At 68.4% G+C, this 13,763-nt stretch carries 13 protein-coding genes; 6 read left to right on the top strand and 7 right to left on the bottom strand.

Translation table 11 applies throughout. The features are described from left to right. Nucleotides 1-102: 102 nt before the first annotated feature. Together VGT00_18265 and VGT00_18260 are read right to left on the bottom strand one after the other, a co-directional pair. Nucleotides 103-1,680 carry an ABC transporter substrate-binding protein gene (locus tag VGT00_18265; GenBank protein HEV8533374.1) on the bottom strand — a complete coding sequence of 526 codons (1,578 nt, stop codon included), beginning with the start codon at nucleotides 1,678-1,680 and terminating at the stop codon, nucleotides 103-105. Between the two features lie 22 nt (nucleotides 1,681-1,702). Then, nucleotides 1,703-2,917 (bottom strand): M20/M25/M40 family metallo-hydrolase, encoded by a 1,215-nt coding sequence (locus VGT00_18260; protein HEV8533373.1) that lies wholly within the window; start codon nucleotides 2,915-2,917, stop codon nucleotides 1,703-1,705. A gap of 82 nt (nucleotides 2,918-2,999) precedes the next feature. Between VGT00_18260 and VGT00_18255 the strand changes: the two genes are divergently transcribed. From VGT00_18255 to VGT00_18245, 3 genes are all read left to right on the top strand, one after another. Next, on the top strand, nucleotides 3,000-3,446 hold the full coding sequence (locus VGT00_18255; protein HEV8533372.1) for a MaoC/PaaZ C-terminal domain-containing protein: 447 nt from the start codon (nucleotides 3,000-3,002) through the stop codon (nucleotides 3,444-3,446). Nucleotides 3,447-3,562: 116 nt separating this feature from the next. Next, nucleotides 3,563-5,098, top strand: a complete 1,536-nt coding sequence (locus VGT00_18250) for an AMP-binding protein (protein HEV8533371.1) — start codon at nucleotides 3,563-3,565, stop codon at nucleotides 5,096-5,098. Then, nucleotides 5,095-5,487 carry a RidA family protein gene (locus tag VGT00_18245; protein HEV8533370.1) on the top strand — a complete coding sequence of 131 codons (393 nt, stop codon included), beginning with the start codon at nucleotides 5,095-5,097 and terminating at the stop codon, nucleotides 5,485-5,487. The genes VGT00_18250 and VGT00_18245 overlap by 4 nt, the downstream gene beginning before the upstream one ends. A gap of 123 nt (nucleotides 5,488-5,610) precedes the next feature. Here VGT00_18245 and VGT00_18240 read toward each other — a convergent pair whose 3' ends face one another. Together VGT00_18240 and VGT00_18235 are read right to left on the bottom strand one after the other, a co-directional pair. Then, nucleotides 5,611-6,930 (bottom strand): aminotransferase class III-fold pyridoxal phosphate-dependent enzyme, encoded by a 1,320-nt coding sequence (locus VGT00_18240; protein ID HEV8533369.1) that lies wholly within the window; start codon nucleotides 6,928-6,930, stop codon nucleotides 5,611-5,613. Nucleotides 6,931-6,973: 43 nt separating this feature from the next. Further along, a complete protein-coding gene (locus VGT00_18235) occupies nucleotides 6,974-7,375 on the bottom strand; it encodes a hypothetical protein (GenBank protein ID HEV8533368.1) in 402 nt (133 codons plus the stop codon). Between the two features lie 199 nt (nucleotides 7,376-7,574). On the opposite strand from VGT00_18235, the gene VGT00_18230 reads away from it, so the two are divergent. The 3 genes from VGT00_18230 to VGT00_18220 all read left to right on the top strand — a co-directional run bounded on the left by VGT00_18230 (nucleotide 7,575) and on the right by VGT00_18220 (nucleotide 10,951). Continuing rightward, the gene (locus VGT00_18230) at nucleotides 7,575-8,051 is read left to right on the top strand and encodes a hypothetical protein (protein HEV8533367.1); all 477 of its coding nucleotides are present in this window, start codon (nucleotides 7,575-7,577) and stop codon (nucleotides 8,049-8,051) included. An 8-nt stretch (nucleotides 8,052-8,059) separates the two neighbouring features. After that, complete coding sequence (locus tag VGT00_18225; GenBank protein HEV8533366.1) at nucleotides 8,060-9,691, top strand: AMP-binding protein; 1,632 nt, start codon at nucleotides 8,060-8,062, stop codon at nucleotides 9,689-9,691. A gap of 126 nt (nucleotides 9,692-9,817) precedes the next feature. Next, nucleotides 9,818-10,951: an amidohydrolase family protein gene (locus VGT00_18220; protein HEV8533365.1), complete on the top strand. Its 1,134-nt coding sequence runs from the start codon at nucleotides 9,818-9,820 to the stop codon at nucleotides 10,949-10,951. A 24-nt stretch (nucleotides 10,952-10,975) separates the two neighbouring features. On the opposite strand, the gene VGT00_18215 is transcribed toward VGT00_18220, so the two are convergent. The 3 genes from VGT00_18215 to VGT00_18205 form a co-directional block, all read right to left on the bottom strand. Then, entirely contained in the window at nucleotides 10,976-11,986 is a 1,011-nt protein-coding gene (locus VGT00_18215) for an LLM class flavin-dependent oxidoreductase (protein HEV8533364.1), read from the bottom strand. Nucleotides 11,987-12,035: 49 nt separating this feature from the next. After that, nucleotides 12,036-13,415: an amidohydrolase family protein gene (locus VGT00_18210; protein ID HEV8533363.1), complete on the bottom strand. Its 1,380-nt coding sequence runs from the start codon at nucleotides 13,413-13,415 to the stop codon at nucleotides 12,036-12,038. Between the two features lie 112 nt (nucleotides 13,416-13,527). Beyond that, nucleotides 13,528-13,763 (bottom strand): peroxiredoxin (locus VGT00_18205; GenBank protein ID HEV8533362.1); only part of this gene is annotated, 236 nt, incomplete at its 5' end.

Below are 13,763 nucleotides of genomic sequence, written 5' to 3'. Positions count from 1 at the left end.
TGCCCTCTCCCCCGCCGCGGGGGAGAGGTATCAAATGAATCCCTCTCCCTCGGAGAGGGAGAGGGCAGGGTGAGGGTGGCGTTGTCTTGCGAACAATCCAGGCTAGGCCTTTTTCCGCGGCGCGTCGGCGGTGAGCCAGACCTCCTCGAGGTCCATCTCGAAATTGCTCGGATTCAGCCGGAAATCCCGCACGTAGGCCCACTTGCCGCTCAGCTCGTTGCGGAAGAAGGGGATGATGAACGGCCCGTCGTCGCGGGCGATCTTCTGGAACTGCGCGTACAGCCGGCGCCGCTGCGCGACATCCAGGGTCTCGCGCGCCTGCTCGAGCATCTTCACGGCCTCCGCGTGCGACGGCGCCCACCGCCCCTCGTCGAGCCCCTCCTTGGGATGGTAGAGCTTCATGAGGATGGTGTCCGCGGTGGGCCGCGTGGCGTAGAAGCCGACGTAGGGCACCCCCTTGTTCCACACCTGGGCGAGGTAGCGGTCATAGGGCAGCACCTCGACGTCGATGTTGAAGCCCGCCGGCTTCGCCATCTCCTTGAGGATGACGGCCACCTGCTCGCGGATGGGCGGCGAGCCCGCCACGGAGATCTTGAACGAGATCCCGCCCCCGTGGCCGGCCTCGCGCAGGAGCGATTTCGCCTTGTTGATATCGGGGGTGCGCAGGGGCAGCTGCGAGTAGAAGGTGTACGCGGAGGAGACGGGATGGTCGTTGGCGAGCTCGCCGTGCGTGCCATGGATGGCGGCCAGCATCTTCGCGCGATCGACGGTGTACTTGATGGCCTCGCGCACGCGGCTGTCGTTGAAGGGCGGCTTGTCCGACGGCAGGATCACGTTGGCGAAGGTGCCGCCAGACACCGCCATGGCGTCCGCCCCGGGCGTGCCCGCGACCTGTGAGAACAGGTCCGGACTCACGTCCCAGATCACGTCCGTCTCTTTCCCCTTGAACGCCGTCAGCTCGGTCGTCGGCTCGGGGAAGATCTTGAGGGATACCGCGTCGAGGTAGGGCAGCCCGCTGCGGTAGTAGCCCGGGAAGCGCTCCACGGTGACGCGGTCGCCCGGGACGAACTCGCGCAGCCGGAAGGGCCCCGAGCCGAACTCCTTGGCGGCCAGCGCCTTGAGGTCGGCCAGCCCCTCGCGGGCCACGATGCGCGCGACGGGCAGCGTCATCATGGCGGGAAAGTCGGCGAAGGGCGCCCGCAGCGTGAAGCGCACCGTGTACTTGTCGATGGCGTCGACGCGTTCGATGGGGCCGATCTCGCCGCGGTACGGCGAGGCCGTCTTGGGATCCAGGATGGTCTGCATGGTCGCCACCGCGTCGTCCGCGACGACCTCACGTCCGATGTGGAACTGGACTCCCCGCCGCATCTTGAAGGTCCACACGCGCCCGCCCTCGGAGGCCGCCCACGACTCGGCGAGGTCGGGCACCACCTCGCGCTTGATGTTGAGCCGCGTGAGGTTGTTGTAGAGCCAGCGCGTGGCCAGCCACTCCGCCCCGCTGATGTGGGCCACCGGGTTGATGGTGCTGAGCCCGAAGGTAGCGCTGATGCGCAGGGTGCCTCCGTGCTTGTCGCCCTGGGCCCGCGCCACGGAGGGACGGGCCAGGGTCTGCGCGAGGGGAGCCGCGAGGCCGGCGCCGATGGCCGTGCGGCGAAGGAAGTCACGCCGAGTATGGGTCATGGTCGATCCTCCCCCTCAGATCTCACGCGCACGTCTCCACGATCACGCGCGCGTACACGCGTGCCGCGTTGAAGAGATCGCGTAGCTCCACCCGCTCGTCCGGCATGGTGTTGTACTTGCCTCCCGGCCCGTACACCAGCCCCGTCATTCCCGCCCGCGACAGGTGCGCGGCGTCGGTGCCGTAGAACTTGTATGGGGCCACGTCCCCGATCTTCGGCTCCTCCCCGACGACCTCCCGATGCGCGCGCGCGACGGTCTGCACGATGTCCGCGTCCCGCGCGACCTCGAAGGGTCCCATGAGCATCCGCTGCCCGCTCTGGTTCAGGCGCACGTCCGCCACCAGATCGGGATCGTCCTTCTGCATGCGCGCGATGAGCGCCCGAATGTCCTCGGCGACCATCTCCGGCGTCTGCCCCGGACTGTAGCGCGCGGAGAACTTGATCGAGCAGCGATCAGCCAGGAGGGAGGGCCGCCAGTCCTGGTACTCGGGCCCGAGCCCGCCGCGGATGACGCCGATGCCCACGCGCCGGAGCCCCCGGTAGTCCGCCCGATCCGGTCCCGAGAAAGACATGGCGTTGAGGGCGGGGATGACCGTGAACATCTTGGCGATGGCGTCGACGCCTTCTTCCATCTTGGAGAGGTGCCGCGTTCGCCCGTGCACGGTCAGCTCCGCCTCGAGCGATCCCGCGTGCAGGGTGAGCGCCGAGTTGTCGGTCGGCTCCCCCACCACGAACCGGTCGGCGCGGACGCCCTGCTCGAGCATGTGCACCGTGCCCACGCCGCCCTGCAGCTCGCCGACGACGTGGGCCAGGATCACATCCCCCCGGAGCCGGATTCCCGCCCGCTGCACCGCGTGAAGCCCCGCCACGTAGGCCGCGTCCGCGGCCTTCATGTTGGACACGCCGATCCCGTAGATGCATTCGTCGTCGACGTCGCCCCCCAAGGGATCCTTCGTCCAGCCCTCGCCCGCGGGATTGGTGTCGAGATGGCCGTTGAGCATGAGGCTGGTGCCGCCGCCCGCCCCCGGCATCCGGCTGATGCAGTTGAAGCGGTCGGGCTGGACTTCCTGGAGCTCGACCTCGAGGCCGAGCTTGGCGAGATAGTCACGCATGAAGCGAGCGATGGTGCCCTCTTCGCCGCCCGCGGAGTAGCTGCGGATGCGCACCATCTGCTGGAGGAGCGAGACGAGCTCCCGAGTGTCGACGGCGGCGGCTGCGGCCTGAGCCTGCTTCTCCATGTCCATCTCAGGCCGAAGCATCGGCAAAAACGAGCGCGGGGTCAAGTGGCCGTCGGCTTCCTGCTAGAATGGCCGGGCAGCCATGGACCAGGACGGGCAGCTCTACTTCGACGACTTCGAGCTCGGCGATCGCTTCCGCAGCCCCGCCCGCACGCTGGGTGACGCCCACTTTCTCCTCTTCTCTGGCCTGACGGGGGACAACCACCCGCTCCACTACGACGAGGAGTACGCGAGCCGGACGCGCTTCGGCGCCCGGGTAGCCCACGGGCTCCTGGTCATGGCCATGTCGGCGCTGGGCGGCTCACCGATGTCCCCGCGTCTCGAAGCCTCGATGATCGCCTTCCTGGAGCAGGGCTGTCGCTTCCTCAAGCCGGTTCTCCTCAATGACACCGTGCACGCAGAGTTCGAGGTGGCCGCCCTCGAGCGCAAGGGGGAGCGCGGGATCCTGCGCCTGCGGATTGCCATGGTGAACCAGAAGAGCGAGACCGTGCTCGAGGGCCACCACGTGTATCTCTTGCGCTGCCGATGAGGCGCCCGAGCTACCTCGAGGCATGTCGAGGGTTCCGCTGGAGTGACACGTTTCGATCGCTCGAGTGGGAGCCCTCTGCTCCTATCGATCTCGCCGGGACCATTGTGGATCGCCACGTGGGCGCGAGCCGCCCCGCCCTGCGCTGGCACGGCAAGGACGGCGCCTCGCGAACCTGCTCCTTCGAGGAGCTCAGCCAGCTCAGCTCGCGCTTCTGCGGCTGGCTTCGCGCTCACGGCGTGGGCGAGGGGGATCGCGTGGCCGGCTTCTTGCCTCGCATCTCCGAGACGATCGCCGTCATACTCGGCACGTGGAAGGCTGGCGGAGTCTACGTCCCGATCTTCACCGGCTTCGGCGCCGACGCCATCGAGTTCCGGGTGAGGCACAGCGAGGCTAAGGTCCTGTGCACGCAGTGGGAACACCGACCGCGCGTGCCGGCGCCGCTGCCGGGCGGCGCCCCCATCGTCACCATCGCCGGCCGCGCCCCGCTCCCGGAGGGAGATGTGAGCTTCGGGGCCGCCGTGGGGGGACCGCCCGATCGCGTGGCACCCGTGGTGCGTCGACGGGACGATCCCGCCGTCCTGCTCTACACCTCCGGCTCCACGGGCGCTCCCAAAGGGGTGCAGATCGCCGCCAATTTCGTGGCCGCGGTGCATCCGTGGATGCTCTACGGCGTTGACCTTCGTCCAGACGACGTCTTCTGGCCGACCGGCGATCCAGGCTGGGGTTACGGCCTCGTCTGCTACATGGTTGCCCTGGCCATGGGTACCACCGTGTCGTGCCACGAGGGGCCGCCCTCGCCCGAGTATTGCCTCGAGCGTCTATCCCGCGACGGTGTCACCAACCTCGCCACCACACCGACCGTGCTCCGCGGCATCATGGCGCTTCCCCCGGATTGTCTCCGACGCGCACCCGTCCGTTTGCGTCGGGTCAGCAGCTGCGGGGAGCCCCTCAACGCGGAGGTGGTGCGCTTCTTCCAGGACCGCTGGAACGTCACCGTGATGGACCACTACGGCGCAAGCGAGTTCGGCCTCCCCATCGGCAACGGCAGCGCGCTCGAGATGGAAGTGCGGCCCGGCTCCATGGGTCTCCCGTTTCCCGGATGCACGATGGCCATCGTGGATGACGAAGGTCGCGAGGTCGCGCGAGGGGAAGTCGGGCATATCGCCATGCGCCAGGATCCCCAAGGGTACTACGCTCTCGGCTATTGGCGAGACGAGGCGCGGTGGCGCGAAGCTCATCGGGGCGGGTGGATGACCATCGGCGATCTCGGTCGACGCGATGGCGACGGATACTTCTGGTTCGAAGGCCGAGCTGACGATGTGATCAAGAGCGCGGGCTACCGGATCGGGCCCTTCGAGGTCGAGAGCGCCATTCTTCTCCACCCTGCCGTCGCGGAGGCGGCGGTGGTGGGCCGGCCGGATCCGCTGCGAGGACAGATCGTCGCGGCGTTCGTGGTCCTGAAGCCCGGAGGACGGTCGTATCCCGGGCTCACGGAGGAGATCGTCGAGATCGTCAAGACCCGGGTGGGAAGGCACCAGTACCCGCGCGAGGTCGAGTTTCTGACGGAGCTGCCCAAGACGGAGACGGGAAAGATCCAGCGCTTTCTGCTGCGCCGGCCCACGTCGCCCGCGCACGCCAAGGAGCGAGCATGACCACCTTCGAGGTGATCACGGGGCCCACTCCGTGGCCGGAGCGCTATACGTTTTCCCCGGCGGTGCGCGCGGGCAATCTTCTCTTTCTCTCGGGAGCTACCGCCACCGACGAGCGTGGGCAGGTGGTGGCGCCCGGCGACATCGTGGAGCAGACGCGCGTCATCTTCCGGAAGTTCGAGCGCTTGCTCGAGGCGGCGGGCGGCGGACTCGAGCACATCGTGCAGACCACGGACTACATCACCACCACCGAGAACTACGCGCGGACGGCGGGCGTGCGGCGCGAGCTCTTCAAGGGCCGCTACCCGACGGCCACGGGTGTCATCGTCAAGGGCCTGCTGCGCGAAGGCGCCGTCATCGAGATCTCCGCGGTCGCCGTCCTGCCCGGCTGACCTCTCAAAACAAATCCCTCTCCCCCATCGGGGGAGAGGGCCGCAGTTCGAGCCGAGACGCCCGCCTCGGGCGACGAGGCGAGGGCTGAGTAGGTGAGGGGGCAACCGCTCGAGGGGTCGCGACTACTCCCGCGCTTTCTTCCTGGGCAAGGCTTTCAAGGCGTCCTCGCAGGCCTCGAGCGTCTTGGCCACGTCCTCGGGCGAGTGCACGAGGGACATGTACATTTTCTGGTTGTTCTTCACCACCCCGCGCTTGATCAGCTCGGTGGTGAAGGTCCGGGAAAGCGCGCCGTCCGCCCTCTGGACCGCGCGGTAGTCGATCACGGGCTCGTCGGTGAAGAGGACGTCGAAGCACACGGGCTCACCCACCACTTGCCCGGGCAGTCTCGCCTTGCCCACGAGCTCGGTCAATCCGGCCATGAGGCGCCGGCCCGTGCCATGAATCGTCTCGTAGGCGCCGGGCTTGCGTAGCTCGGCGAGGGTGGCGAGACCGGCCACCGCGGCAATCGGGTTGCCATTCAGCGTGCCCGACTGGGAGATGAAGTCTCCCTTTCCGTCGTACTCCGGATCGAAGGGGCGCATCAGCTCCTCGGAGCCGCACACCGCGGCGAGAGGAAAGCCGCCGCCCACGATCTTGCCGATGGCCGCGAGGTCGGGTACGACCCCGTAGTATTGCTGGGCCCCGCCATACGCCAGGCGGAACCCCGTCACCACCTCGTCGAAGATGAGGAGCACGCCGTGGCGGCGGGTGATCTCGCGCAGCCCTTGCAGGAATCCGGGCTGGGGCGGCACCAGGCGCTGCAGCGGCTCGACGAGCACCGCGGCCAGCTCATCGGCGTGGGTGGCGATGATGCCCTCCACCGTGCCGAGATCGTTGAAGGGCGCGATCAGCACCTCGCTCTCGATCGAGTGGGGAATGCCCGCAGAGTCGGGCACGGGCGCCGGGAAGGCCTTGGGAGCGCGCGGGGCCGAGCTCATCATCGAGTAGTCGTGGGCGCCGTGGTAGCCGCCCTCGAATTTCAGAATCTTGTCACGCTGGCGATAGGTGCGGGCCACGCGCAGGGCGAAGAACGTGGCCTCCGAGCCCGTGGAGGTGAAGCGCACCTGCTCGGCGCACGGCATGGCCTCGCAGATCTCCTCGGCGAGCTGGATGATGGGCTCGTTGACCATGAAGTACGTGCTGCCGCCCTCGATCTGCTCGCGGACCGCGGCCACCACCGCCGGATGGGCGTGGCCGAGGACGAGCGGGCCCGAGGCCAGGACGTAGTCGATGTACTCGCGCCCGCTCATGTCGTAGATCTTCGAGCCTTTGCCGTGCTTGACCACGAAGGCGGCATCGGACGCGTACTTGTACGTGCCCAGCACGCCGCCGGGCAGGCGCTTCCTGGCCCGCTCCAGCAGCTCGGTTTCTCTCGCAGACCGCACTTTCGTCGGCTCAGCCATGGCCTACCTCGGATGTAAGGGTGGATGGTGCTCGTGGGCCCGGTTACGGGAACTGGAGCTTGCCGCCGCCGGGCATGGGGCCGGATTTGCCGAATCCGAGCGGATCGCGACCGGGAATGACGATGGACGAGGCGGCTTCCCGCCGCATCTCCTCGAGCTCGCGCATGGCGCGCTCCACGGCGGCCTTGGCGCCGTCGCCGAAGCGCTCGGCGGCCTCGCCGAGCGAGGCCGCCTCGATCTCGAAGCTCAGGGGCAGCGGCCCGGCGGCCGTCAGCAGCTGCGCCTCCCCGATATAGACAACCTTGCGGCTCGCGTCGGTCAGCCCGTCAGATTTGACGGGCGTGAGCACACGGATCAAGCCCATCCGCCGGTCCGTGAAGCTGTCCTCACGATAGAGGTTCGCCGGGTCCATCTTGAGCTCGAGGGCACTGGGCTCAGTCGCCATGGTTCGGGGCCTTTCCTCTCGGGTGAATGAGGTTTCTCCCCCCGATTATGACACGCCCGACTTCCCAAAGTTTTGGCCAAGGTTTTGGCCGGATTGTTTCCTCGCCCACCCCTCCTTTAAGTGGGGGGCGCTCGGCCTGGCGTCGACGTATCCACCCAGCGACGTTGACAAGCTGCGCGAGCGCGGCGAGACTTGGGCCGTGGACCCGGAAACGCGTGACGCCATCGACCGGTTGCGCGCAGATCTGCTCGGCGAGTTCCGCTCGAGCGAAGACAGGACCCACATCTTCGTCGATGGGGCCATCGGAGCCTCTGCCGCTGAGACCCGCGCCTACATAGACGGTCAGCTTCGGACCTCCGCTGCCGAGACGCGTACCTACGTAGACGAACGGATTCAAATCTCCGCCGCCGAGACGCGTACTTACGTCGACGAGCGGATCCAGACTTCCGCCGTCGAGACGCGCCGGCACTTCGATGTGGTTGCCGAATCGCTTCGTGCAGACATGCGCGGGCTCGCGGAGGCCATGGCCCTTTCTAACGAGCTATCGCACCAGCGTTTCGGCGAACAGTCGGGGCGGAGCGACGGCCTCGGAGACCGGGTCTTGAGGCTCGAGGCACGCGTTACGACTCTTGAAGAAGTCGATCGAAAGCCCCGCCGGCGCCGCCGGCGGCGGTAGCGCGGGCGGTGACGCGCGGAGCCTCGACGCCAAGCACGGTCTTCGACGCGTTCTTGGCCACCGCGGAGGCTGCGCCCGACCAGGCCTTCCTCTGCGCGCCACCATCCCCCGGGCGCGCCTATCATCCCGCCGGTGTCGAGTACACCTACGCGCAGGTTCGCGCCGAGGCGCTGGCCCTGCGCGAGCGCTACGCGGCCGCCGGCCATGGCCACGGCCATCGCGTGGCCCTCCTCTTCGAGAACCGGCCGGAGTTCTTCTTCCACTATCTGGCCCTCAATGCGCTCGGCGTGGGCATCGTCCCCATCAATCCCGACTATCGCCACGACGAGCTCCTGTATCAGATGGACCACTCCGAGGTGGAGCTGGCGGTGACGATCTCGTCACGCGTCGGCGTCCTCGAGGCGGTGGCGCGCGAACGAAAGACACCGCTGCCCGTGGTCGATGCCGAGGCCCTGCCCGCCGAGCTTCCCAAAGCGAGACCGGCCCCGCGTGCGGGAGCGCCCGGGCTCGACACCGAGTGCGGCCTCCTCTATACCTCGGGTACCACGGGACGGCCCAAGGGCTGCATCCTCACCAACTTCTACTATCTGAACGCCGGGGCCTGGTACCGCGACCTGGGCGGGCGGCTTGCCATCGAGCACGGGCGCGAGCGCTTCATGAATCCGCTGCCGCTCTTTCACATGAACTGCCAGGCGGTGACGGCGACGTGCGCCATCCTCACCGCCAACTGCGTCATCCTGCCCGAGCGCTTCAGCCCGCGCCGCTGGTGGCCCGAAGTGGACGCCTCGCGTCCGACCATCATTCACTATCTCGGCGTGATGCCTCCGCTCCTCCTCAACCAGGAGCCTGCGCCCGAGGAGCGCCGGCATCGCATCAAGTTCGGCCTGGGCGCGGGCGTCGAGCCCGAGCTTCACGAGCTTTTCGAGAAACGCTTCGGCTTCCCTCTCGTGGAGGTCTGGGGGATGACCGAGACGGGCCGCATCCTGGCCGATCGCTTCGAGCCGCGCGAGGTCCACACGCGCGCCTTCGGACGGCCCCACGGCGGCCTCGAGGCCCGCGTCGTCGACGAGCGTGACGGCGAGCTGCCCGTGGATGGCGAGGGCGAGCTCCTCATCCGCTGGAGCGGACCCGAAGGCCCACGCCACGGCTTCTTCGCCGGCTATCTGAAGAACGCGGAGGCCACCGAGGAGGCGTGGCGCGGCGGCTGGTTCCACACGGGCGACGTCGTGCGTCGGGACGGCCGCGGCATGCTCTACTTCGTCGATCGCAAGAAGAACATCATCCGCCGCTCCGGCGAGAACATCGCGGCGGCGGAGGTGGAGGCGTGCCTGCAGGCCCACGAAGCCGTCGCGCAGGTAGCGGTGCTCGCCGTGCCCGACGAGATCCGCGAGGAGGAGGTCATGGCCTGTGTGGTGCCCATGCCCGGCTCGACGGCCGACGCGCGCCTGGCCGAAGAGCTCGCGGGCTGGTGTCTCGGCCGGCTCGCCTACTTCAAGGCGCCGGGCTGGGTCCTCTTCGTCGACCGCCTGCCCACCACGGGCACCCAGAAAGTGCAGAAGGCCCAGATCTTCCCCCGAGGGGAGGACCCGCGCCTGCGCCCCGGCGCCATCGACCTCCGCGCCCGCAAGAAGCGCGGCTGACGAGGACCTCGGCGCTACGACATCCTGATTGCCCGTCCGGCCCGATTGGCGCATCATGAGAACCCGCCGACCAGAGGCGGATCGCCACGAGGCGGCGTTCATCGCGTGATGGAGGGAGGAGAGGTCATGGAATACCGGATCATCTCGGCGGACGATCACATCGACATGCCGTGGCTGCCCAAGGATCTCTGGCAGAAGAGGGTGCCCGCCCAGTGGCGTGAGCGCGCCCCCCGCGTCGTCGACACGGCGGATGGGCCGTACTGGGTCTGCGGCGACGATCGATGGGAAGCGTGGGGGGGCCGACGGGGCGGCGTGGGCGCGCTCAGCGGTCGACGCTCGGCGCTGGAGCGGGGCGGCGTGCTCGAGCCCGGAGTGTTGCGCCCCACCACCACGGCCCTGCGCCTCGCGGACATGGATCGCGACGGCGTCGACGCCACCGTGATGTACGGGCCGATCGTGCCGCTGCTCATCAAGGATCCCGGCTTGCGGCGCGTGTGCTATCGCGCCTACAACGACTGGCTCGCCGAGTTCTGCGCCACGGCGCCCGCGCGCTTCGTGGGGGCGGGACTGATTCCGATCGATGACGCGAAGGAGGCCGCCGACGAGGTGCGCTATCTCAAGCAGATCGGTCTCCGGACGGGAATGTTTCTGGCCGCCCGCGTGGAGCGACCGCTCTGGGACGAGGACTGGGAGCCCCTGTGGGAGGCGGGGGCGGAGACGGGCATGCCGATCGGCTTTCACCTGGGCGGCGGGCTGCGCACGACCGTGGACAGCGGCCCGAAGGCGACGACCGCGGGGAATATCGGAGTCCGGGTGGCCTGCGCCACCCTGCAGATGGATGAGCCGCTGGCCGCCGTGATCTTTTCCGGGGCGTGCGAGCGCTTTCCCACGCTGAAGATCGTGCTCGCGGAGACGGGCATCGGATGGCTGCCCTACATGCTCGAGCGGATGGACGACACGTACCGGAAGTTTCTCGACGCCGAGGAGTACTGGCGCACCCACGGTGGACTCCAGCTGACCATGCCGCCGAGCGGCTACTTCCGGCGTCAGATCTGGGCCACCTTCCAGACCGACCACGTGGGCGTACGGGTCGTCGACACCCTCGGGGAGAGCCGCGTCATGTGGGCGTCCGACTACCCGCACCCGGACAGCACGTGGCCGGAATCGCAGAAAGCCATCGAGGACAACTTCAAGGCGGTCGGCCCCTCGACCCGGCGGCACATCCTCTGCGAGAACGCCAAGGAGCTGTACGGCCTCTGAGGCCAGGAGCGATCGAGCGGCGCCTCAGCGGCAGTGCGGCAGCACCTTGTCGCCGAAGAGCTTGATGGCCGCCATGATCTTGTCGTGCGAGGGGCCGCCGGAATGGGCGTGGCGCAGGCGGAGGAGGAAATACTCCGCTCCCGTCGATTCCTTCCAGCGATGGAACTCCCGCACGCACGTCTCGGGATCCCCCACGATGAGCCGATGGGGCGCGAGATTCTTCAGGGTGAACTCCGTGCCCGGCGGAATATTGCGGAACTCCGCCAGCCGGTTCTGCCAGTAGTACTGGTACGCGGTCATGACCTCGGGGCCGTACACGCTCTCGGCTTCCCCCCGGGTCTGCGCGACCCACGCATCGCGCATGAAGACCACCCGCGGCGTCCGTCCCGACTTCCGCGCCGCCTCCTGGTAGGCCTCGACCTGGCTCACGGCGCTGTCCAGCGTGGTGCTGGGCGTGGCCACGAAGGCGTCGGCGAGGACGCCCGCGCGACGGATGGCCGCGGGCACGCTGGCCCCGATCCACAGCGGCGGCGACGGCTGCTGGAACGGCCGCGGGCGGATCTGCACGTCCTCGAGCGTGTAGTGCTTCCCGCGATGGGAGAATGGCTCCCCGCTCCAGCACTTGCGGATGATCTCCACGCCCTCCTCGAAGAGCTCCACGCGGTGCTCCATGGGCACGTTGAAGGCGCGGAAGTCGGCGGGCTGATAGCCGATGCCCACCCCCAGGATGACGCGGCCCTTGGAGACCAGATCCAGCGTGATGACGTCCTCGGCCACGCGCACCGGGTGATGCAGGGGGAGCAGGATCACCGAGGTGCCGACGTTGAGCCGGCGCGTGTGGGAGGCCACCGCGGTGGCCACGATCAGCGGCGAGGGCAGGAAGCCGTCCTTGTCCTGGTGGTGCTCGCCGAAGAAGCACGAGTCGAAGCCGCTCGCCTCGGCCAGCTGGGCCTCGGCGATGACTTCGTCGATGGAGCGGTCCAGATTCTCGCCCCGAGGCGGATTGGCGATCGAGCTGTAGAGACCGAATTTCATGACGTGCCTCCGGAACGGTGGTTCAGGTCAGCGCCTCGCGCTCGGTGATTCAGACGATGGGCCAGCGCGAGCGGGGAAAGGTGATGCCCGTCCTCGCCTGCAGGCCCTCGCCGATCTCCTGCACCTTGGCGAAGAGCCGGCCCTCGTCGACGAAGGACTGACGGTGGTCCTCCACGACGACGCGGCCGTCCACCACCACCGTGTGCACGCTCCGGCCGTCGGCGTTGTAGACGAGGTTGTTGACGGGATTGAAGAGGGCCTGCCACTCCGGCCTCTCCGTATCGAACAGCACGAAGTCCGCGCGCTTGCCCGGCTCGATGGAGCCCAGGTCGTCGCCGACGTTCAAGGCCTGCGCGCCCACCACCGTGGCCATCTCGAGAGCGGACTCGGCGGGGATGAGACGCAAGTCCTGGCGGGCGTCCTTGTACTGGATGGCCGCCATGTTCATGGCGCGGACCATGTCGAGGTGGTTGGAGTTGTTGGGCGAGTCGCAGCCCAGAGCGACCTTGACGCCCTTGGCCAGCAGCTCCGGCATCCGGCCGTGCTCGGGCACCCCGCGGCCGCTCTTGGCGGCGGTGACGGGGCACATGACCACGGCGGTTTGCGTGCGGGCCAGGCAGTCGATCTCGGCGTCGTCCAGGCCAAGGGCGTGCGCGAGGACGACGTTGGGTCCGACCACGCCGAGGGATTCCAGGTACTCCGTCGGTCGCCGGCCATGGCGAGCAGCGTATTCCTGGCGCGCCTTGGGGCCGCTGCCGTGATGGAGCGTCAGGGCCGTGCCACGCTCGTCCACCACGCGCTTGAGCGCCCGCAAGAGCTCCCCGCTGCAGGTCTCAGGCGAGAAGGGCATGGCCCAGGCCCGCACGCGGCCCTGGAGCCGCCCGTGCCACTTCTCGACGAAGGACGCCGTCCGCGCGACCGCCTCGCCGGTGGCGTAGCGGGGCAGCTTGAAGGGGGCGTCCTGATCGGTGACGCATTCCCCGAGGATCACCCGGATGCCGGAGTCCTCGTAGGCCTGCAGACACGCGTCGGGAAACTTCGTGCTGCCCGGATCCACGAAGCACACCGTGCCGTTCTTCAGGAGCTCGACGAGGCCGAGCAAGGTCGTGTGATACTCCTCTTCCTCGGTCATGGCCTCCTGGAGGGCGAACACGTGGACGAGGGGGCTGGCCAGCTCGTCGGGGAAGATCCCGCGGACGGCGTGCGCGTAGCTGATGTGCATGTGGCCGTTGACGAAGCCCGGGGTGACGAGCAGCCGTCGGGCGTCGATCACGCGGTCGGCGGGCAGGGCGGCCAGCTCGGCCGCCTTGGCCACGCGGCGGATCCGGCCGTCCTCCACGAGGATGGAGGCGTCACGGATGATGCGACGCTGACCATCCAGGGTCAGGACGTACCGCGCGTTCTCGATCTTCAGGGTGCGGTTGGCCATGCGCGGCGCTCCCTATGTCTTCCGGACGAAGCTTCGGCACCACGATGACCCGGCGGGGGAAGCCGCTCGCCGGCGGTAGCCACGCGGCCACCGCCGGTGAGCGTCGCCGTGTCTATCGCGGCTGGGGAACGATCCGGATGTACGGCTTCGGCGACTTCCAGCCGCCCGGGTACGCCTGCTTGGCATCGGCGTCCGAGACGGCGGGCACGATGATGACGTCCTCCCCCTGCTTCCAGTTCACGGGGGTGGCCACCTTGTGCTTCGCCGTCAGCTGGCAGGAATCCAGCAGCCGCAGCACTTCGTCGAAGTTGCGGCCCGTGCTCATCGGATAGGTCAGCATCGCCTTGA

This window comes from Candidatus Methylomirabilota bacterium, from assembly GCA_036002485.1.
Classification (GTDB): Bacteria; Methylomirabilota; Methylomirabilia; order Rokubacteriales; family CSP1-6; genus AR37.
This window is presented reverse-complemented; position numbering and strand designations above follow the sequence as displayed.